This window comes from Mangrovimonas sp. sgz306409 (genome assembly GCF_059735265.1).
In genome coordinates this window covers 179,539-200,723 of record NZ_JCAPEU010000001.1, presented here as the reverse complement: position 1 = coordinate 200,723, position 21,185 = coordinate 179,539, and the positions used below count along the sequence as shown (strand labels likewise).

Annotated in this window: 18 protein-coding genes; 9 read left to right on the top strand and 9 right to left on the bottom strand. The window is 39.0% G+C overall.

The window, feature by feature from the left end:
• Positions 1 to 39: 39 nt before the first annotated feature.
• Entirely contained in the window at positions 40 to 1,977 is a 1,938-nt protein-coding gene (locus AC6I5C_RS00910) for a S9 family peptidase (RefSeq protein ID WP_497903505.1), read from the bottom strand.
• A gap of 127 nt (positions 1,978 to 2,104) precedes the next feature.
• On the opposite strand from AC6I5C_RS00910, the gene AC6I5C_RS00905 reads away from it, so the two are divergent.
• Together AC6I5C_RS00905 and AC6I5C_RS00900 are read left to right on the top strand one after the other, a co-directional pair.
• Positions 2,105 to 2,464 (top strand): YraN family protein, encoded by a 360-nt coding sequence (locus tag AC6I5C_RS00905; protein ID WP_497903504.1) that lies wholly within the window; start codon positions 2,105 to 2,107, stop codon positions 2,462 to 2,464.
• Positions 2,465 to 2,600: 136 nt separating this feature from the next.
• Positions 2,601 to 3,254, top strand: coding sequence for a hypothetical protein (locus AC6I5C_RS00900; protein ID WP_497903503.1), 654 nt, complete (start codon positions 2,601 to 2,603; stop codon positions 3,252 to 3,254).
• Positions 3,255 to 3,301: 47 nt separating this feature from the next.
• On the opposite strand, the gene nadD is transcribed toward AC6I5C_RS00900, so the two are convergent.
• The 3 genes from nadD to AC6I5C_RS00885 are packed head-to-tail and all read right to left on the bottom strand — an operon-like array spanning position 3,302 to position 5,321.
• On the bottom strand, positions 3,302 to 3,880 hold the full coding sequence (nadD, locus tag AC6I5C_RS00895) for a nicotinate (nicotinamide) nucleotide adenylyltransferase (RefSeq protein WP_497903502.1): 579 nt from the start codon (positions 3,878 to 3,880) through the stop codon (positions 3,302 to 3,304).
• A gap of 3 nt (positions 3,881 to 3,883) precedes the next feature.
• Positions 3,884 to 4,456, bottom strand: a complete 573-nt coding sequence (gene gmk, locus AC6I5C_RS00890; protein WP_053976821.1) for a guanylate kinase — start codon at positions 4,454 to 4,456, stop codon at positions 3,884 to 3,886.
• 7 nt (positions 4,457 to 4,463) lie between these two features.
• Positions 4,464 to 5,321 carry a YicC/YloC family endoribonuclease gene (locus AC6I5C_RS00885; protein WP_053976822.1) on the bottom strand — a complete coding sequence of 286 codons (858 nt, stop codon included), beginning with the start codon at positions 5,319 to 5,321 and terminating at the stop codon, positions 4,464 to 4,466.
• 127 nt (positions 5,322 to 5,448) lie between these two features.
• On the opposite strand from AC6I5C_RS00885, the gene AC6I5C_RS00880 reads away from it, so the two are divergent.
• Positions 5,449 to 5,925 (top strand): acyl-CoA thioesterase, encoded by a 477-nt coding sequence (locus AC6I5C_RS00880; protein WP_497903501.1) that lies wholly within the window; start codon positions 5,449 to 5,451, stop codon positions 5,923 to 5,925.
• On the opposite strand, the gene AC6I5C_RS00875 is transcribed toward AC6I5C_RS00880, so the two are convergent.
• Together AC6I5C_RS00875 and AC6I5C_RS00870 are read right to left on the bottom strand one after the other, a co-directional pair.
• On the bottom strand, positions 5,922 to 6,809 hold the full coding sequence (locus AC6I5C_RS00875; protein ID WP_497903500.1) for a DMT family transporter: 888 nt from the start codon (positions 6,807 to 6,809) through the stop codon (positions 5,922 to 5,924). The two genes, AC6I5C_RS00880 and AC6I5C_RS00875, sit on opposite strands and share 4 nt — an antisense overlap.
• Before the next feature lie 20 nt (positions 6,810 to 6,829).
• The gene (locus AC6I5C_RS00870; RefSeq protein ID WP_497903499.1) at positions 6,830 to 7,186 is read right to left on the bottom strand and encodes an arsenate reductase family protein; all 357 of its coding nucleotides are present in this window, start codon (positions 7,184 to 7,186) and stop codon (positions 6,830 to 6,832) included.
• A gap of 99 nt (positions 7,187 to 7,285) precedes the next feature.
• Here AC6I5C_RS00870 and AC6I5C_RS00865 point away from each other — a divergent pair, with 99 nt between their 5' ends.
• Positions 7,286 to 7,741: a DinB family protein gene (locus AC6I5C_RS00865; protein ID WP_497903498.1), complete on the top strand. Its 456-nt coding sequence runs from the start codon at positions 7,286 to 7,288 to the stop codon at positions 7,739 to 7,741.
• 3 nt (positions 7,742 to 7,744) lie between these two features.
• On the top strand, positions 7,745 to 8,992 hold the full coding sequence (locus AC6I5C_RS00860; RefSeq protein ID WP_497903497.1) for a cation:proton antiporter: 1,248 nt from the start codon (positions 7,745 to 7,747) through the stop codon (positions 8,990 to 8,992).
• On the opposite strand, the gene AC6I5C_RS00855 is transcribed toward AC6I5C_RS00860, so the two are convergent.
• A complete protein-coding gene (locus AC6I5C_RS00855; protein ID WP_497903496.1) occupies positions 8,985 to 9,704 on the bottom strand; it encodes a DUF3298 and DUF4163 domain-containing protein in 720 nt (239 codons plus the stop codon). The two genes, AC6I5C_RS00860 and AC6I5C_RS00855, sit on opposite strands and share 8 nt — an antisense overlap.
• Positions 9,705 to 9,790: 86 nt before the next feature.
• Here AC6I5C_RS00855 and AC6I5C_RS00850 point away from each other — a divergent pair, with 86 nt between their 5' ends.
• On the top strand, positions 9,791 to 10,930 hold the full coding sequence (locus AC6I5C_RS00850) for a cystathionine gamma-synthase (protein WP_497903495.1): 1,140 nt from the start codon (positions 9,791 to 9,793) through the stop codon (positions 10,928 to 10,930).
• A 60-nt stretch (positions 10,931 to 10,990) separates the two neighbouring features.
• On the opposite strand, the gene AC6I5C_RS00845 is transcribed toward AC6I5C_RS00850, so the two are convergent.
• Positions 10,991 to 11,830 carry a THC0290_0291 family protein gene (locus AC6I5C_RS00845; RefSeq protein WP_053976830.1) on the bottom strand — a complete coding sequence of 280 codons (840 nt, stop codon included), beginning with the start codon at positions 11,828 to 11,830 and terminating at the stop codon, positions 10,991 to 10,993.
• 229 nt (positions 11,831 to 12,059) lie between these two features.
• On the opposite strand from AC6I5C_RS00845, the gene gdhA reads away from it, so the two are divergent.
• From gdhA to recO, 3 genes are all read left to right on the top strand, one after another.
• Positions 12,060 to 13,403, top strand: a complete 1,344-nt coding sequence (gene gdhA / locus AC6I5C_RS00840; RefSeq protein WP_497903494.1) for an NADP-specific glutamate dehydrogenase — start codon at positions 12,060 to 12,062, stop codon at positions 13,401 to 13,403.
• A 131-nt stretch (positions 13,404 to 13,534) separates the two neighbouring features.
• Entirely contained in the window at positions 13,535 to 15,907 is a 2,373-nt protein-coding gene (porZ, locus tag AC6I5C_RS00835; protein WP_497903493.1) for a type IX secretion system anionic LPS delivery protein PorZ, read from the top strand.
• A 12-nt stretch (positions 15,908 to 15,919) separates the two neighbouring features.
• On the top strand, positions 15,920 to 16,639 hold the full coding sequence (gene recO, locus AC6I5C_RS00830) for a DNA repair protein RecO (protein ID WP_497903492.1): 720 nt from the start codon (positions 15,920 to 15,922) through the stop codon (positions 16,637 to 16,639).
• Between the two features lie 29 nt (positions 16,640 to 16,668).
• Here recO and AC6I5C_RS00825 read toward each other — a convergent pair whose 3' ends face one another.
• Complete coding sequence (locus AC6I5C_RS00825) at positions 16,669 to 21,105, bottom strand: DUF8693 domain-containing protein (protein ID WP_497903491.1); 4,437 nt, start codon at positions 21,103 to 21,105, stop codon at positions 16,669 to 16,671.
• Positions 21,106 to 21,185 lie beyond the last annotated feature (80 nt).

The window sequence follows — 21,185 nt, the reverse complement described above, 5'->3', positions numbered from 1 at the left end:
CCTTTGGGATGTTTCGGAATATAGATATTGGGGCTTTTCTTATTCTGAAATGGTTTCAGAGGATTCGTTCATTAAGGTATCATCCAACCATTTAAAGAACTCATGTTGCCAAACCAGGGCGTTTTGTGGGTTCAATACCCAGTGGTTTTCTTCTGGTAAGTATAATAGTTTACTCTTCAATCCTAACATTTTAGCAGCTTGGAAAGCACTTAAACCTTGCTCGATTGGCACACGGTAATCTTTTCCTCCTTGAATGATAAAGATAGGTGCATTCCATTTGGACACATGGTTGATAGGGTTGAATTCGTTATAGGCTTTTTGGGCTACTTTGTTGTCTAAGTCCCAATAGTTGCCACCAAAGTCGTGGTTTACAAAAAACAACTCTTCGGTAGTGCCAAACATGGTTCTGGTATCGAACACACCATCGTGGGCAATAAAGGTTTTAAAACGGTTATTGTGGATTCCTGCCAAGTAGAACACAGAATACCCACCGTAGCTGGCACCAATAGCACCCAAACGGTCGTTGTCTACATAAGGTTCTTCAGCAATGGCATCGATGGCCGATAGGTAATCTTTCATTACCTGTCCTCCCCAATCCTTGCTGATGGCTTCGTTCCATTCTACACCGTGACCTGGCATTCCTCTTCTGTTAGGAGCTACCACAATATAGCCTTGGGAGGCCATTAATTGGAAATTCCAACGGTAAGAATAAAACTGCGATAGTGGCGATTGTGGGCCACCTTGCGCATATAATAGGGTTGGGTATTTTTTAGAGGCGTCAAAATTTGGAGGCAAAATTACCCATACCAACATTTGCTTGTTGTCTGTAGTGGTTACATAACGCTTTTCAACTTTTGGCAAATCGATGCTGCTGTAAAGCTCGTCGTTTACATTGGTAAGTTGCTTAAAGCTTTGCTTTTTTAGGTTGTAGGCAAACACTTCGGTGGCGTGGTTCATGTCGCCACGGGTAACGATAAGGGTATTGTCCAATTGAGCAACAATACCTCTAATGTCAAACTGCCCTTTGGAAATTTGGGTTACCACAGGGGCAATTCTTTTCTTTCCAGGATAGTTTACCTCAAATAATTGAATGGTACCATCTACAGGCGCTGTAAAGAATACTTTTTTACCGTCGTTGCTCCATTTAAAGCTGTTTACGGTACCGTCCCACTGTTGGGTTAGGTTTTGTTTTACACCGTTTTCAAGAACAATAATGTCGTTTTTATCACTTTCGTAACCGTCGGTTTTCATTTGCAACCAAGACAAAGCACCTTTTGGGCTAAAGGTAGGATTGGTATCGTAACCCATGTTCCCTTCGGTGATGTTGGTCGTGGTTTTAGTATCTAGGTCGTACTTGTAAATATCGGTGTTGGTGCTGGTAGCATAGGCTTTACCTTTTAGCTTCTTGCTTACGTAGTAAATGCTCTTGCTGTCTGGAGACCAAACATAATCCTCGTCGCCACCAAATGGCATTTGCGGAGCGTAGTAAGGCTCGTTTGGCATGATGTCTATGGCTGCATCATCTTCGGCATTCACATCTTTATAGAATACATGATTGAAACTTCCATTTTGCCAAGTGTCCCAATGGCGGTTGTCCAAATCAGTAAACACATAGGCATCTGCTTTGTCCAAGTTTTTATAAATGTCGGTAGCTTTGATATCTTCAATATGCACCGCTTTGTGGAATACTTTATAAGCTCCGTTTGGGGCAATGTTTTTATCGGCTACGCTAATGGCTTCCTTTTCAATGGCTATGGCAGCGCCTCCTTCCACAGGAATTTGAAAGTAAGCGGTGTCAAAGCCATTCTCGGCAATATTTGGGGTTTTTACACTGTAGATAATGTGGGTGTTGTCTTTAGATAGTCCTAAAACGCTAATGCGCTTTACAGTCCACAACATTTCAGGATCCATAACTTGTTGAGCTTGGATGGTGTTGGCAGTAATCACTAAACTTAAGATTAAGATTAATTTCTTCATGTAGTTAATTTTTAAACAGCGCCAAATATATCAATTACTTCACGGTTACGGTATTAAAGTTTTTATAAAGTATCCCCATTTTTTTGAACAGGAAGTGTTAAATTCCCCTAAGCTTCTAAATTTTTCAATGGCACAGCACAATACTTTAGGAAATAAGGGAGAGCAATTGGCAGTCGATTTTCTGCTGAACAAGGGCTATGCCATCTTGGAGCGCAATTATAGGTTCGATAAGGCCGAAGTGGACATTATTGCCCGAAAGGACGCTGTTTTGGCTATTGTAGAAGTGAAAACACGCTCCACTGCCGATTTTGGTAATCCTGAGGAGTTTGTAAAGCCAAAGCAGATTCAACGGTTGGTAAAGGCTGTAGACGCCTATGTCACTGAAAATACATTGGATGTAGAAGTGCGTTTTGACATTGTGGCCATTGTTAAAAACGGCAAGGACTTTTCCATAGAACATTTGGAAGATGCCTTTTATTATTTCTAGGAAGGTCGTTCATCGAAACTTGTAGGAAAAAATCTTTTCATTACTATTAATTTGCGTCATACATCGATTAAATTGTGATTTTGGTCATGCGTTCCGTAATTTCATCATTGATTTAACCCCCAAATCTATTTTTATAATGAAAAAAATTACGATCACGCTTTCTGCGTTGCTCCTTCTGCTAAGCACAAGCTGCCAGGTGGAAAGTGTCAATGCCGATGATTTTGAAAGTGCCAGTAAAAAGCCTCAAACTTCAAGTGCTCCGGAGGCCGTTGTAAATCCCGATGAAGTTTCCTTGGGTGATTTAGATACCGATAATCCTTGCGTAAGTGTTAATTTGATTGCAGGTCAGCATCATATTGCCGGAGACGTTTCGGTTTACAATGACGGGGAGCATTTAATTGTTATCTTCAGCTCTAATGGCGAGTGGACGCTCGGAACTACGCATTTAAGCTTAGGAAATTGCGAGGATGATTGGGTGCCTTTAAACGGTGCCGGAAATCCACAGATAGGGCAGTTTCCATTTACCGAACCTATTTCGGCTACCGAGTATGAAGTGGTGTACGCCATTAGCTTGGAGAGCTTAGGTGACAATTATTGTTTTGCGGCGCATGCCGAGGTTGAAGGACCTACGGGCGGAGAAACTGCCTGGGCCGAAGGTGCTCAGTTTGATGGTAACAGTTGGGCCATGTTTGTAGAGGCTTCTCTATTGGATTGTCCAGATATTGCTACGGAAGACCCTACCGATGGTGGTGAGGATGATGGAGAAGAAGAGGCGCCATTACCAACCTAGGAAATGGTACTATTGGAATACTAAAAAACCTGCATCTGCAGGTTTTTTTATTTATAGAAATTCATTTCGTCAACATACTTCCAAACAGGTTCCGGAAGCATGGGCCTAATGTTTTTACCTTCTTTAATGGCATTCCTGATAAAGGTGGACGACAGTTCCATGATAGGCGCTTCTACGTGATGGATTTTTGGGTGGCCATCAAACTGTGTGTGCATTTTCCCTTCAGATAATCTCGGGTACACATAAAGGTTGTATTGTTCCAAGATGGTCTCGTAGTTTTTCCATTTGTGGAAACTCTTCAGGTTGTCTTCTCCCATAATCAAGGAAAAATTGTGCTTGGGATATTTTTCCTGTAGATAGGTTAGCGTATTAATGGTGTAGTTGGGCTGAGGCAGTCCAAATTCAATATCGCTGGGTTGCAGTTTTTGGTACTCCTCTGTGGCTTGGTACACCATTTCCAACCGATGATGATTGTCTAACAGGGTGCTTTTCTTCTTAAAAGGGTTATGTGGTGTGACCACAAACCATATTTTGTCCAAATTGCTGTGTTCTGCAAGATGGTTGGCAATTATAAGGTGCCCTATATGGATAGGATTGAAGGTTCCAAAATAGAGTCCGATGTTCATGGCTTACTCCTTTATAAAATTGGACACCAAGTTGTAGGCTTCTTCCAAGGCAACGTCAAGGTCTTTGTTCACGACAATTTTATCGAAAAGTGGTGCAGTGGCCAATTCGGCAGAGGCTTTGGAAACTCGCATGTTGATTTTGTCCTCACTTTCGGTTTTGCGTTTTTTTAGGCGAATTTTCAACTCGTCGATGCTTGGTGGCTTTACAAAAATAGCCAAGGTCTGTTCTGGGAATTTTCGTTTGATGCGCAAACCTCCAGACACGTCGATATCAAAAATAACGTGCTTGCCTTTGGCCCAAATGCGTTCTACTTCGCTCTTTAAAGTGCCATAGAAATTATCTCTGTAGACTTCTTCCCATTCCAGGAATTCGTCGTTTTTAATTTTTTGTTTGAAATCCTCGAAGGATAAAAAGTAATAGTCTTTGCCGTCTACTTCTTCACCTCTTGGAGCACGGGAAGTGGCCGAAATGGAAAACTCCAGACCTAATTCTTCTTGTTTTAGTAAATGTTTGACAATGGTGGTTTTACCTGAGCCGGAAGGCGCAGAAAATACAATTAATTTACCTTTGTTCATTACGGTATTATAATACGTTTAATAGTTGTTCTTTAATCTTTTCAAGTTCATCCTTCATTTGAACTACCAGTTTTTGCATTGGGGCATAGTTGGATTTGGAACCTATGGTATTGATTTCACGGCCCATTTCCTGACTGATGAACCCAAGTTTTTTACCGTTGGAATCGGCGGACTTTAGGGCTTTCAAAAAGTAGTCCAAATGGTTTTGAAGGCGTACTTTTTCTTCGGTAATGTCAAACTTTTCAATATAATAAACCAATTCCTGTTCAAAGCGGTTTTCGTCTACCTTTTCTTTGATATCGGCAATGCCTTTTTCCAATCGGGCACGCACCCCTTCAATACGCTCCGGATCCATTTCAATCACGGCTTCCAATAGTCGGTGGATATTTTCAACACGGTCTTCAAACTCTGTTTCCAAAGCCTTCCCCTCATCCAATCGGTATTTCTGGATTTTTTCAATGCTCTCGTTGATGGTGGCAGCAATGCTTGCCCACTCATCTTCGTCAATCTCGTCGCGTTCTGTGGTCACCGAGTCTGGTAAGCGGATGGCCATTTTAAGTAGTTCGGTCTCATCGCCATCAACTACATCCTTAAGTTGCTTGATGTATTCCTTAACGACAGTTTTATTGATTTGTGACGAGGTTTCTTCCCCAGTGATTTCCATATACAATGAAAAATCGATCTTGCCACGCTCCAGTTGGGAAGCAATGAGCTTCCTAATATCCAGCTCCTTTTCCCTGTACACAGAAGGCATGCGGGTGTTGAGATCTAAATTTTTACTATTTAGAGATTTTATTTCAATGGAAATCTTTTTGCTAGGAAGCTGTAGTACAGATTTTCCATAGCCTGTCATTGACTGTATCATGAACTTAGTTTATAAAGTTGTGCAAAGGTAAACAAAAAGCTAAAGTTAAGGATATTATAAAATAGCGCCATTTGTTATGCTTGCATAGTAAAATTAACATAAATTTGTTTGAAACAAAAATACAGCTATGTACAAGAAAGTTTTTGAGATAAGATGGAGCGATGTAGATGCCAATAGGCATTTGGCCAATTCGGCGTATGTGAATTTTATGAGTCATACCCGGGTGTCTTTTTTTGACGATCATGATTTTTCCTTGGCCGATCTCGCCAAATTCGATATCAGCCCGGTTATTTTTTATGAACATATCTACTATTTTAAGGAGGCTTTTATGGGAACACCTATTACGGTGTCCTTAGAAATAAAAGGGTTTAGTGATGATGGGATGTTCTTTAAGTTTGAACATGACCTTTACGACCATAAAGGAAACCATTTGGCGAATTGTGAATTGATGGGGGCCTGGATTAATTTAAAAACCAGAAAGCTCACCGGTTTGCCAGAAAATCTACTAGAAGAAATTATGTCACTCCCCAAAGCCGAGGACTTTAAAATATTGACCAAAGAAGATACCCGTAAACACGGGAAAATGCCAAAAAACCTAGGTTAATTCTTAGGTTTTTTGGTTACCAAAAATACCCCTGTCATGATTAAGGCTGCAGCACTTAGTTTGATAACATTCAAGGTGTCGCTGCCCATGGCAACGGCAAAGATGCCTGCTACAACGGGCTGCATGTATAAAAACGTACCAACTGTGGAAGCTCTTAATTTGGTTAGCGCAAACAGGTTGAGTAAATAAGTGCCAAAAGTGGCGCCAATAACCACAAAGCCTACGGCAAAATAGGTGTAAGGAGTAAAAGTACTGAGGTTGACACCTTGTAATTCACTAAACCCAAAAGGCACTACCCAAATAAGCCCAAACGTAAACAACCATTTTATAAAGGTGAGCGGGTAGTATTTGTCTACAACCTTTTTTATAATGATAAGGTAAATGCTATAAGATACGGCATTGATAAACACTAAGAAATTACCTAGTAAGATATGGTCACCCACTTGGGTGGACCTACCATAAACCGAAAGGACAACGGCACCCGTAAAACCTAAGAGTACGCCCAATATTTTTAGATTGGTAATTTTCTCTTTCAACAACACCGCAGAAAGTACCAATACAACAATGGGGGTTACCGTCATGATAACCGAGGCGTGGATAGGAGTGGTAAATTGCAATCCTTTAAAAAAGGTGAGCATATTCAGGCCAATTCCAAAAATGGAGGCCAAGAAAAATGTTCTAAAATCTTTGGGAGCTATCTTTTCTTTTGGGGCAAAAATGCCAACAATCCAAAAGAGGGTGGTTGCTCCTAATACCCTTAGTAGAATGAACGCAAAAGGTTGTACGTGTCCATCGTCAATAACATCGTTGGCAAATGTAAAATTTACTCCATAAAGCACTTGTACCACACATGCTGCGATGAGTGCCCATATCCTACCGTTCATATGTAATTTGCTGAGAAAGTTTAGTTGCTGTGGATAGCTTGTTTGGCAGCTTCCACCACTTTTTTGCTATTGCCGATAAAGATGGTGTCGTTGTAAATAATTACAGGACGGCTCAAAAAAGTATAATGCTCCAAAATGTAGTGTTTGAAATCTTTTTCGGTTAGGTTTTGGTCCTTGAGCCCCATTTCCTTGTACAATTTGGCACGCTTACTGAACAAAGCCTCAAAACTACCGGCTAAAGCCCCCATTTCGTCCAATTGCGCCACCGTAATGGGTTCGGTCTTGATGTCCTGGAATATAAAATCGGAGGGAAGGTCCAATTCTTTAATGATTCTTACGCAGGTGCTACAGGTTTTTAGGTAGTATATTTTTTTCATGGCCAAGCATTATAAAACCGAAAAGGAATCTTTTCATTTGGAGTGCAAAGTAAAATCATTTCAAAAGAAATTTACTTACTTTTAGTGAAAATTTAAGACATGGATTGGATTTTTGATGTCACTTACAAAAACAGAATTTTATTAAAAGGAATCTTGGAACAGTTGAGTTTGAAAGAACTTAATACCATCCCTTCAGGATTTAAGAACAATGTTATTTGGAACATAGCCCACACCATTGCTACCCAACAAATTTTGGTGTACCGCTTGTCTGGTTTGCCAACCTTGGTTTCGGATGAATTTATAGAGCAGTTTAAAAAAGGCACAAAACCGGAGCGTGAAGTAACACAAGAGGAAGTAGATAACATTAAGGATTTGTTATTTGCTACATTGGAACAAACAAAAACCGACTACGCCAACCGGATTTTTAATTCTTATAACGAATATACTACCAGTACAAACAGTACTTTAACTTGTGTGGAAGACGCCATTGGGTTTAATTGTTTTCACGAAGGCATACATTTAGGCTACATTTTAGCCCTTAAAAAATCAATTTAATTTATGGATTACTACGGTATAGCCACTATTTTAATAGTGCTTGCAGCCATTTTTGGCTATATAAATGTTAGGTTTTTAAAATTGCCAATTACTATTGGCTTGATGGTGATTACCATTGTTTTTACTTTGGTTGTTTTGGGTGTGTCTCATTTTGACGATACCCTGTTGGCCCATGAAAAGGAGTTCATTTCGCAAATTGATTTTAAAACGGTGCTACTGGATGTTATGCTAAGTTTTCTGTTGTTTGCTGGCGCTTTGCATACTAATTTTTCCCAACTAAAAGTACAAAGAGGACCTGTCTTGCTATTTGCAACATTGGGGGTTTTGGTGTCTACATTTTTGGTGGGAACCTTAATGTACTATTTATTGTTATTGATTGGTTTGGATGTGGCTTATATCTACTGTTTGTTGTTTGGAGCCTTGATATCGCCTACGGATCCCATTGCCGTTTTAGGGATTTTGAAAAAAGCCAATGCGCCTAAAATATTGGAAACAAAGATTGTGGGAGAATCCTTGTTTAACGACGGTGTTGGAGTGGTAGTGTTCCTGACGATTTTTTCGGTGGCAGCTTTTCCAAATTCGGAGCTGGTAGCAACGGATATCTTGAAACTATTTGCACAAGAAGTGCTTGGAGGAATCGCCTTGGGCTTGTTGTTGGGATGGGTGACCTATCGTTTAATGAAATCCATAGATAATTATGAAATTGAAGTCATCATCACCATTGCAGCTGTGATGGGAGGGACTCTATTGTCCCACAAACTTCATGTGTCTGCACCATTGGCTATTGTAGTGGCAGGTTTGATTGTTGGAAATGATACCGTACGAAATTCGGCTATGTCTGACGTTGTGGAACTTTATGTAGATAAGTTTTGGGAACTTATAGATGTGCTATTGAATACCATTCTCTTTGTGATGATAGGTATGGAAATGTTGGTTTTGAGTTTTGAAACTAGTTATGTTTTAGCAGGATTGATTGCTGTGCCAATTGTCTTGTTGTGCCGTTACATCTCACTTTGGGTGCCAATTAAAGTCTACGCCCAAAGGTTGGGCTTTGTGCCTTTTACCAATTTAATAATGACTTGGGGTGGTTTGCGCGGCGGTATTTCCATTGCCTTGGCTCTAAGCCTTAAACCAGAAATGCACCGAGATTTATTTTTGGTAATTACCTATATTATTGTGGTGTTTTCCATTATTGGGCAAGGCTTGACGGTAGAACCTATCATTAAAAGGTTTAGTCAAAAAATTAGTTGATGCTTAGAAAAGGATTCGCCTCGCTATAAGGAATTAAAAATTCAGTAATGCCTTGTGCATAGGAGGCAATTTCATAGGTGTTGTAAAGGATAATAACACCATCTTCATTAAACCCAATGGATTCCGGGAGTTGGAAATCCTTTCCGAAGAAAAGGTCTTCCATGGCTTTATCCTTTGCCTTTTTGGCCTGCTCTTTTTTTAGGTTGGTTTCTACAAGTTTGCTAAAACCTGACATATCAGTGATTAAGTCTTGGGTACTATATTGTTGTCCAGTATTGGGATTAAAATTTAAAAAATCAATACGGTCGTTACCATGAGCTCCTCCAGTATATAAATAGGTGTTTATGGAAATGCATAAAATCTCTGGTGATTGGTATTGTACTTCCCCTTCAACCAAAGCTTCCCATCTCGCTTCGGTATCCTTAAACTCATCTTTAAAACCAGTATATTCCGTATTGAATTTTTCTATGGCATCTTTGATATTGCTAGGAGGGATACTATCATTAAAAGATAGTTGATTGGCAATATACGAATCGATGGTGGTGTTGATGTTTTTGGCTGCTTCGGAAGAACCTTTTGCCTTTGGATACAATACCTCGATTTTTGCTCCGGAAGGAAGTGAAAGAAATGAATCTTCAAATTTTAAAGACGCATCTTCGGCACAGTTGAAAAGATATAGACTTAGGGCAAACAGGGACAGATATTTTTTCATAGGAAGGTTCAATTTTGGAAGTTAAAGGTATAACATCCATTTGAATACAGCGAATTATAGCCTAAATTTGTTTAAAACCATTTTATATGAAATTTAATACCAAAACCATACATGGTGGGCAGGAACATGACAAGGCTTATGGAGCTGTGATGCCCCCAATTTATCAAACATCCACTTACGCGCAATCCACTCCAGGTGGTCATAAAGGCTATGAATATTCGCGAAGCCAAAACCCAACACGCCATGCCTTGGAAAAAGCTTTAGCAAGTATTGAAAATGGGAATTATGGATTGGCATTTGGTTCTGGGTTAGCAGCTATTGATGCCGTAATCAAATTGTTGAATCCTGGAGATGAGGTGATTTCAACCAATGATTTGTATGGAGGCAGTTACCGCTTGTTTACCAAGATTTTTGAGCGTTTTGGAATTGTATTTCATTTTGTGGGAATGGAAAATGCAAAGAATATTGAGAGCTATATTAATACCAATACCAAGCTTATTTGGGTTGAAACACCAACTAACCCAATGATGAATATTATTGACGTTAAAGCGGTGGCTGAAATGGCCCAAAAGCATCAAATTTTATTGGCGGTGGACAATACGTTCGCTACGCCTTACTTGCAACAGCCGTTAGATCTCGGAGCTGATATTGTAATGCATTCAGCAACTAAATATTTGGGAGGTCATAGTGATGTTGTGATGGGAGCCTTGATTGTAAAGGACAAAGATTTGGCAGAGAAGCTTTATTTTATTCAAAATGCCAGTGGCGCAGTATGTGGACCTCAGGATAGCTTTTTGGTGTTGAGAGGAATTAAAACGTTGCATATACGGATGCAAAGGCATTGTGAAAATGGACGAGCCGTAGCCGAATACTTGAAAGCACACCCTAAAATTGAAAATGTGTATTGGCCAGGATTTGAATCACATCCAAATCATGACATTGCTAAGGCGCAGATGAAGGATTTTGGCGGAATGGTGTCCTTTACTACGAAGGGTAACAATTATAAGGAAGCGATTAAGATTGTTGAAAATTTAAAGATATTCACCTTAGCCGAATCCTTGGGAGGCGTGGAATCTTTGGCCGGCCATCCTGCGAGTATGACACACGCCAGTATTCCAAAGGAAAAAAGGGAGCAAACAGGTATTGTAGATTCCTTGATTCGATTAAGCGTGGGGATTGAAGATATTGAGGACTTGATTGCTGATTTGAAGCAAGCCATAGGATAGTTGGGAACATAAAATAAAAAAGCAGGCTTTCGGCCTGCTTTTTTATTAGTCTGTTATAAGTTAATCGAGATAATAAATGTATCCAAAATTCAACCAGATCAACCAATCGTTATATTTGTTGTAGCTCAATTTATGGTTAAAGCCATCAATCCAATCACTGAAATAGTATTGCCAACGTAGGTCTAGCATCAAATCGGATAAGATTCCTAGTTTGTATCTCACTCCCACACTAGTAACAACCGACCATGTGTTGATATGGTCTGTGTTAATTGGGTATTCTCTCGCTAAAGGTGAGGCTCCAGGAGGTAGTGGTGGTAAGTAAACAGGATTTTCAAACCAATATGAATAGATATTGCTAGGGTCATTAATATTCCCATTGCCATGTGTAGTGCTAGCTTGGGGTGAGGCCGAAGTATAGTGCGCTCCCAAACTTACGAAAGGCGCAAATCTGTAACTAAATGCTTGAAACGAACGGATACTTCTTGGAAAATATTCTAGCTGCATTCCCACATCAAAATTTTCAGCAACACCATGATGATCTCTTAAACGTTGTGCGTTTTCACTAGTTTTGCTGGGTCTTACCCATTGGCCATGGTGATCCAAAATGGTTTTGTTCCATGAAATTTCCGATCTTAGCTTGAAATGATCATTGAAATAAGTATCGGTAGAATAACAGTTACAATCGGCTCTATACGCAAAATTAATATAGTGGATAAGCCCTATACCAATCCCCGAGTTACCGTAGTTGGTCTCTTCATCATTTCGGCTTCCAAAATCTGAACGGAATTGTACCGGACCTATAATTGCCCCGATTTCGTGTGAAAAACCCAATTGAGAGAATCCATTATATGCGGTTGAAAAGAGAAATATAATGGATAATAGTTTGAAATTAAGCTTCATATGGTTTGGTTTGTCCTAGGGCAAATGTTGTTAACAAATATAGAAAAAGTGCATTAACAAACAAATAAAAGCATTTTAACAAGTAATTAAGTACAATTTTGAGGTTTAATTATGAGATTAACATTGAGTTAAATTTATTTTGAGAATATCAAAAAAATAAGTTTAATTTTTTAAAGATTCCCTATCTTTGCGCCTCGAAAAGAACCTTTGATTTTTAATATTTAATATAATGAGAGAAAAAATAGATGCTTTTTTAGACCTGGTAAAAGAAAGAAACGGGCATGAGCCTGAGTTTTTACAGGCGGTTGAGGAAGTTGCAGAGACTGTAATTCCTTACATTGCAGAGCAAGATATTTATCACGGGAAGAACATCCTGTTAAGAATGGTTGAGCCAGAACGTGTCATTACTTTTAGAGTTTGTTGGGTTGACGATGAAGGTGAAATCCAAGTGAACAGAGGGTATAGAATTCAGATGAATTCGGCCATCGGACCATATAAAGGAGGTTTGCGTTTCCACCCTTCGGTAAACATGAGCATCCTGAAGTTCTTGGCCTTTGAACAAGTCTTCAAAAACAGTTTAACCACATTGCCTATGGGTGGTGGTAAAGGAGGAAGTGATTTCGACCCTAAAGGAAAAAGTGATAATGAAATAATGAGATTCTGTCATTCCTTTATGAGTGAGATGTTCCGTCACATTGGTCCTCAAACGGATGTTCCTGCTGGGGATATTGGTGTAGGAGCTAGAGAAATTGGTTTCCTATTCGGAATGTATAAAAAGCTTAGAAATGAATTTACCGGAGTATTGACTGGTAAAGGATTGTCATGGGGTGGATCTTTGATTCGTCCAGAAGCAACAGGTTACGGTAACGTATATTTTGCACAAAGTATGTTGCAAACAAAAGGCGACAGTTTTGAAGGAAAAACTGTCGTGGTTTCTGGATCTGGAAACGTGGCGCAATATGCTGCTGAAAAGGCAACTCAGTTAGGAGGTAAAGTGGTAACGTTATCCGATTCTTCTGGATATATCTTGGATGAAGAGGGTATCGATGCCGATAAATTGGCTTACGTAATGGAGTTGAAAAATGTAAAAAGAGGACGTATTAGTGAATATGTAAAAGCATATCCAAACGCTAAATTCTTCGAAGGCAAAACTCCTTGGGAAGTGACCTGTGATATTGCTTTACCATGTGCGACTCAAAACGAGCTTAACGGAGACGATGCAAAAATCCTATTGGAAAATGGTTGTATCTGTGTGAGTGAGGGTGCTAATATGCCATCTACCAAAGAAGCGATTACTGAGTTCCACAAAGCTAAAATCCTTTTCGCACCAGGTAAAGCATCTAATGCTGGTGGTGTAGCGACTTCAGGTTTGGAAATGACTCAAAACTCTTTACGTTATAACTGGACAAGAGATGAGGTTGACAACAAACTAAAAGAGATCATGGCCAATATCCACGAAGCATGTATCGAATATGGAAAAGATGAAAATGGCTATATTGATTATGTGAAAGGTGCAAACATTGCCGGGTTTGTTAAGGTAGCAGATGCTATGTTGGCTCAGGGAGTGGTGTAACACAAACTGTCATCAGATAAATTTTAAAAAGCTTCCATTGAAAAATGGAGGCTTTTTTTATTACCCTTATGGATATGATTATATATAAATTCTCGTTTGTAATAAATATATTTGAGACTTAATATTTTAAGATGGTTTACAACGCTATACGATTCTTTATTTTTTTATTTGCAATAAATTGTTTTTCACAAGATTATTCTGTTCTTTGGGAAGGGCACTTTTCTTATTATGACATTAAAGATGTCGTACAAGGGAATGATAAAATATATGCCGCTTCAGAAAATGCCATCTTTATTTATGATGAAACAACACAAGACCTAGAAACTGTCACCACGGTAGAAGGACTTTCTGGAGATGTTATTTCTACCATTGCCTATAGCGAAATTTATGATTTGTTATTGGTTGGTTATGAAAACGGATTGATAGAAGTTGTTCAGGGCAGCGAGCATGAAATTCTATCGGTCGTTGATATTTTGGAAAAGGAAACTATTTCCCCTTCGCTGAAACGAATCAATGATTTTTATGAATATGAAGGGTTGGTTTACATTTCAACAGATTATGGTATTTCAGTTTATGATTTAGAGTATTTGGAATTTGGAGATACTTATTTTATTGGGAATGGTGGCTCTCAAATCACCGTGAACCAAACCACAATTCATAATGGGTATATTTATGCAGCTTGTTCAGATGGCATTGGTATAAAAAGAGCGGAACTTAATAATCCGAACTTAATTGATTTTGTACAATGGCAAACAGTAGTTGCTGGGAATTTTATAGCTATTAGAGCTGTAAGTGATAATTTGTACACAATAAGGTCTAATAAATCAATTTATAAATTAGAAGATACTATACTTAACCAATTATTTACCTACACGGATATTCCTTTGGACATGAAATCTGTGGAGGAGTTTTTGGTAGTTGCTACAAAAAAAGATGTGTTTGTCTATGACGCTAATTTTAATTTGGTTAGTGACGCTTCGGTTTCTGGAATTTATACAACTAACTTTAGTTCAGCGACTATTTCGAATGACCATATTTATATTGGGACTGATAGTGTTGGGCTGCTTCAAACAGAGATCAACAGTTCTTCAACATATTTGGAAATTCGTCCTGGAGGGCCTTTAAGAAATAATGCTTTCAAAATTCAAGCAGGGAATAATAATTTGTGGGTAACTTTTGGTGATTATACAGTGTCGTATAACCCTTCACCATTAAGGTTGTATGGAATTAGTCATTTAAAGGGAGAACAATGGATTAATACTTCCAAGGACAGTGTATTTGGAGCGAGAAACCTAAATTACATAGCGGTAAATCCGTTTAAGCTGTCTCAGGTTTTTATAAGTTCTTTTCAGAATGGAATTTTACAGGTTGAAAATGAAGTGCCAACTGTATTGTTGGACAATACTAATAGTGGATTGGAATCTTTCGTTATTCCAGAGAATCCAAATGCATTTGGTATTAGACAGAGTGCTTCTCAATTTGATAAAAATGGGGTGCTGTGGACTATGACAGGTAGGGTAGCTAGCCCTCTTAAGTCATATGACCCAAGTAGCGGACAATGGAATGCCTATAGTTTCGAGGAGATAATACCAAATGGATTTAGTGATGAATTCGGATTCTCAGATTTGGTAATCGACAATAACGGCACCAAGTGGACTGGAGGTTTTTTTAATGGGGTTATAGGGTACAATGAAGAAGGAAACTCTATTAATAGAGTATATAGCTTGGATCAGAACATGCCTTCTGAGAATGTACGGGCATTGGCAGTAGATACTAGAAATCAATTGTGGATTGGAACTATAAAAGGATTGAGAGTTTTATATAACATGACCAATTTTTTAGATAATCCGAATCCATCGGTGAATGAAATAGTCATTTTAGAAGACGATGTTGCCCAAGAGCTTTTGGCAGATCAATTTATTACCGATATCAAAGTAGATGGCTCCAATAACAAATGGATTGGAACCTTAACTTCTGGGGTGTTTTACTTCTCCCCAGACGGTCAGGAAACTATTTATCATTTTACCAAAAGCAATTCTCCTCTACCTTCCAATGCCATTAATGATATTTCCATTGATAGTGAAAATGGTAGAGTTTATTTTGCAACAAGCAACGGTTTGGTTTCCTTTTTAGCGGGAGGTTCCAAAACCGAGGAGGAGTTGGATGATGCTTTTGTATACCCCAATCCTGTTAGGCCAGAGTATAATCTTTTAGGATTTGATGACCTAAATGACATCACCAAGGGAGTCAAAATAAAAGGCCTTACTGAGAATGTCAATATTAAAATTACAGATATAGAGGGGAATTTGGTAGCTGAAGCCCAATCAAGAGTAAACCAACGTACCTCAAGAGCGGGTTATAATTTTGCCATCGATGGGGGCACCGCGATTTGGAATGGTAAAAACCTTGCCAATAATGTGGTGGCTACTGGGGTGTATCTTATCATGATTTCCGATTTGGATTCTTTTGAAACTAAAGTGTTGAAGTTGCTAATTGTTAGATAAAATCTCTCAGTCATGCTCTCGAAAAACAAGATAATTGTATTATCCAAGCTTAAATACCGTGACCACGATTTAATTGTGAAATGTTACACCTATAATCGAGGGACGGTGAGCTATATTTTAAGGGGTGTTCTTAAAAGTAAAAAGGGAAATTCTAAGGTAGCCTATTTTCAAATGTTGTCACAGTTGCAAATAGATGAAGATTACAAGCCAAATCATTCGCTTCAAACTATCAAAGATATTAAGGTAGAGCATCCATATGAGTCTTTGCATACAAATGTGTTGAAGGGTTCTATCGTAATGTTTCTGGCAGAAGTCCTGTCTACCGCCTTGAGAGAAGAGGAGCCCAACGAGGCTCTATACGATTATTTGGAAAATTCCCTGTTGCTGTTGGATCACGAAACCCAATTTTCCAATTTCCATTTGTTGTTTTTACTTCAGCTCACGAGGCATTTGGGCTTTTATCCGGACGTTTCAAATAGTTCTAAACCTCTTTTTAATCTAAGTAATGGTTTGTTTGAAAGTCACAATGATGGTGTTTATTCTGTATCTGATGAAAACTTGAGCATTTTAAAACAGTTGTTGAATACAAATTTTGAAGGCCTTTCCAATGTGAAACTGAATTCAAAACAGCGTCAATCCTTCCTTAATATGCTGTTGTTATATTATGAGTTGCATTTGGGGGATTTCAGAAAACCGAAATCATTATCGGTGTTTAATCAAGTGTTCAGTTAACAAGTGTTTAAGGGGTAAGTAAGAGCAATTCATTGTTTGATAAATTTTTTGTTCAGAATCTGTCCGTTGGATAAGCTGATTTTGGCAATATAGGATGCTGTACTTAAGCGAGATAAACTATAGGTCTCAGTATTATTGTTTCCTCCCAAATTATACATTTTCCTCCCCAACATATCCAAAATGTCAATTTGCATGATTTGTAATTGGTCATCGTTTAGTTTGAATTGAACTTCGTCATTTTGAAGCTCGAAAACTGATAATTGGCTAGGGTTTGCAAAGTAATCATTTGTTGATAACGTATTAGCGGTGAATACAATTTCAAACCGATTATTAAAAGTACCGACTTCCGAAGTGAACGAATAATTGGCCTCAGAAAGATTATGCGTAATGTTGAGTAAATTATCCTTCAAATAAATAGTATTTGACTCCATAAATGTGCCTTCCGTTTGAGCAATACTAATTGTGTATATGGTTGATGCCGGGGCCATCGTTTGAAATCCTAAAGGAATCACTTCTTCAAAATTTAAACTTGTTGGGGATTTCCCTTGGATGGCAAAATCTTTATCCGTGCCCTCAATGATAGAATAAAAGGAGGAATATACATTGTGGTTTTGTCTGGGCGCATCATAGGACATACCATCAAAACTGTCAGTTGCACCTTCCAGATAGCTTATTAAAATTTGACTAAAACTATTGTTGCTTGAGGTCAAATTCAACCAAAGTCTTTCATTGGGAGTGTTATTGGCGGCTTTAAAAAACTGACTGTTGCCATTTGTGTCCTTGACCCTCATGTCGTTGTTAAATACAATTTGAGTACTGTAAATTGGGTAAGTCCCAGATGCTAGAGCGTCATTGTTCATGGTTACAAAAAAACCTTGACAAGAAGGAATGTATCTATCGTTATCTGCTCCAACAATAGGAGAGACACCATCTCCGCCAGCTGTTTCCCCAGACAAATTAATGATGGCATAATCTGCCTGTGAAAAATTTTCATTTTCGTTACCATTTGCGCTGCTAGAAGGCGCTGTGTTTTGCGACCATAAATATATCGCGCCAGCTATTTTTCCTGTAAGGTGGTTTTCTTCAAAGAACTTTTCCACGCTAATGGCAGAAGGGTATGGATTGCCAATAAGATTCCAATTGTCATCGTTAAGTTCTGTGTCATTTCTATAAATATCTACTTCAATACTGCCATTGTTAAATGGGCCTTCAAAGGTATATTTGAATTGAAAGGGAGGAGTTCCTAGTGTGCTGTTGAATAGTCCGGCATTATGGGTGGAAGCATAACCTTTGCCAATTTCCATTAACTCAGAACCTGGAACCCATGTCCAATCGTTGCCATCGTCGTCAATACCATCTTGCCCTGGCGATGCAGTATTATCATTATTGGATTCCATAGTAGCATCCAGATAATTTTCGGCGGTAAATTTGTAGCGTCTATTCACTGAAGATTCGGCTAGACCCGTTTGGATTTGTTCATTGGTAACAGGAGAGCTCCAATAGGTGTATTCATACCAATGGTTCATTGGAGCAGTAAATTTTTCAACGGAAATTTTTGAAGGGTCATTCAATACGTCTCCCTCAATTATTCCATCGTCATTGAGTTGCACAAAAGCACCTTGAGAAGCTACAATGATATTGCCATTTACCGTTAAATCACTTGTTATCTCTACATAGGTGTTGTTGGCAATAGTAAGAGTATATTCTGAATTTACAATTAGGCTACAGGCTTCGAAACTGGTTTGTCCGTTCAGATTAGTACCTGTGTCATAATCTGCATTTATGATAACCCCTTTGTCTGAAGTAGGAGGGGAGGACCACGAGCTGCCATCCCAAATAGCCATGGTGGAAGGAAGGGATATGGCGCTGGAGTTTTGGTAACAGGTAGTGCCGCTTTCCATGACTTGACAATAGTATTGGGCATCTTCAATTTCGGTAGTATCCCAAATGACAAGCGTATTAGAGGAAGTTCCAGAATAAATGGAATTATCAGAAAGTGGTGTCCAATTGGACTGGGATGAAGAATTGTAATACCATTGATAAGTCAGGTTATTAGTATCATCGATTTCGTTGTAGCCCTCGTTTGCTTCTACGGTTAGGGACGTAGAAGTGCATCCTAAACTCGTGGCGTAAATGGTGTTCACGGTAGGAGGTATGCCAGTAGAAAAATCATAGTTTCCGATATCGGAATAATCTACATCGTTACAATCTTCCCAATTGGAAATGTTCCAATCGGAAGTACTAAAAGTAGGGTTGGGCAAGGATAAAGAAGCAATGCGTTCAAAAGTAGCGCCACTTTCTCCAAGCCACAATCCGTAGGCCCAAGTTTGGTCACCAAAAACACCAAAAGCATCAATTAAAGAACTGTTTTCATAAAGCCCAATAAAATCATGACCAATACTGGTATTGTAATCTTTATGGAAATTAATGCTCATACCAACGGTAGTAATTTCCAATTCGGCCAAAGATCCATCGGCTCCATCGGCGGCACATTGGGTGTCCGTGGTTCCCATTACGACAACAAAGGCACTATTTTGAAGGATTGTGCCAGAGTTTAAAGTAATAGTATTGTAGTTGGAGGTGTTCCCATTGTTATAGACTCGTAAACTGTAATTTGTACTTGAAAAATCAATGTTAGAATTGGTAGCATTGTATAATTCCACATAAGATAAACTTCCGGTTGGGGAATCCGTTACTTGACTAATAAACAAGTTGTCCAAATTTGCCGAATTACTGGTGTCACATCCAGAGATTGATTGGTCAATAAGCGTAAATGTATTGCTGAAGATACAACCACTGGCCAATTCTACACTGATAGGACCACCTATGGTGAAGTTCGACGGGATGCTAACCGTTAGTTCTTCAGAGGAGTTTGAAACTATGGGAAGAGATGTGCCATTAAGTGATGCGGTGGCTCCCAAAAGATTATTTGTGGAACTTATGGTGACCTCGGTGCCAATTGGTCCTTCGGTAGGAGTAATTGTGCCACTTGTAGAAGGACAGGTTGCGGTGCCTTCAATCGTAAACGTATAAGGATTTTTATAGGGATCGGAATTTGCAATGGAAACAACGCAGCTTCTGGTCCCAGAATTTGTTGTGGGTTGAAAGGTAATGCTGAAGTCTGCATAGCTGCCAATGGAAATGGCGTAGGGAATGGAGGCCGTTACGTAGAAATCGGCCGTATCTCCAGAAAGGGAAATGTTGGAAACTTCAAGAACGTCACTGCCAGTTTCGTTTGCAATGCGAAAACTCTTGGTTTGACTCCCGGAATTGATGGTTTGTGATGCGAAAAGGGTATTGTTTAATCCAGAAGTTGTGGTGCTACCATTAGCAATTGTGGGATTTGCTCCAATCACACCTCTCACAATAATATTTGGAGCGGGCGTATATCCTTCTCCTAATAAATTGATAACGCAATCTCCTTCGTTATTATCATTGTTAATTATTTCCAAAGTACCATTTAAGAGGCCATCACTAAGAGGAGAAAACCTTATTGTAACAATCGTGCTTGAACTGGGATTGACCACTAGAGGCGTTGCAACACTTGGAAGGGTTAAGGGATCAATAATTGAAAAATCCCCTGTGAGGTTGAAATTGTTAATTTCCAAATCGGCGTTGCCAATATTTTCAATGGTGAAATTGACATCCGTATAACCATTGTTGCTTTCTGTAATACCAAAGTCTATAGTGTAGCCGCAATTATGAGGGGTGGCATCGGCATCCAAAAGTTTTAATTCAGGACTAGGACTTCCACTAAAGGCTGTTATTGAAATGTTGTCTATGGCAAATTCATCTCTAGATCCTGTTCCCGAAATATCATCACCACTCCAACGCAAATAATAAAAGGAACCATCTGCAACAGCCAAATCTGTAAGGGTGATACTTTTTGGGGAAGTTATTAAAACATCGGTTGCTACTTGTGGAGAATTGTAATCTAGTGTTGTTTCATGGATATATGTTGTGTTATCATCGGAATGTGAAAAATTGAAGCTATTGCTTCGTTCTTGGTCATTAAAACAGAGAATGTCGTAAGTCAATTCCAAAGAATTAATAAGGTTCCCTGTGTTGTTTTGAATACGCAGTGTTAGGTCTCCCGGAGTCCAATCGCTACCACCAGGTTGGATTCCTAATGCGATATCGCCATTATTGCTAAAGGCATACCAACCTCCTATTGATTCGCCATAAGTAGAAGTCCCTCCAGCATAATCTCCTGAATCTCCAGTATCTCCAAAGCTTAGATTTCCATCACTGTTTCCTGTATGGGACCAGGCATCGGAATCTAATTGTCCACTGTTGGGGTTTGGAGACCAGCCAGTACCAGTAAAGGCATTGCTGTTTACATTGGTTACGGTGTTGTCAAAATCAATAGTGTAAGGGACACCGGTTGAGTTGATTTCTAATTGTCCAAAACTATATGTTGCCACAAAGGCGATAGCAACAAAACTGAGGGTTGGTTGTTTTGTCATTACGGATTAATTATTGGTTGGTTAAAAAATAAGACTTAAATATAAGTAAAATATCTAATATTCAGATAGTTAGTTTGTTT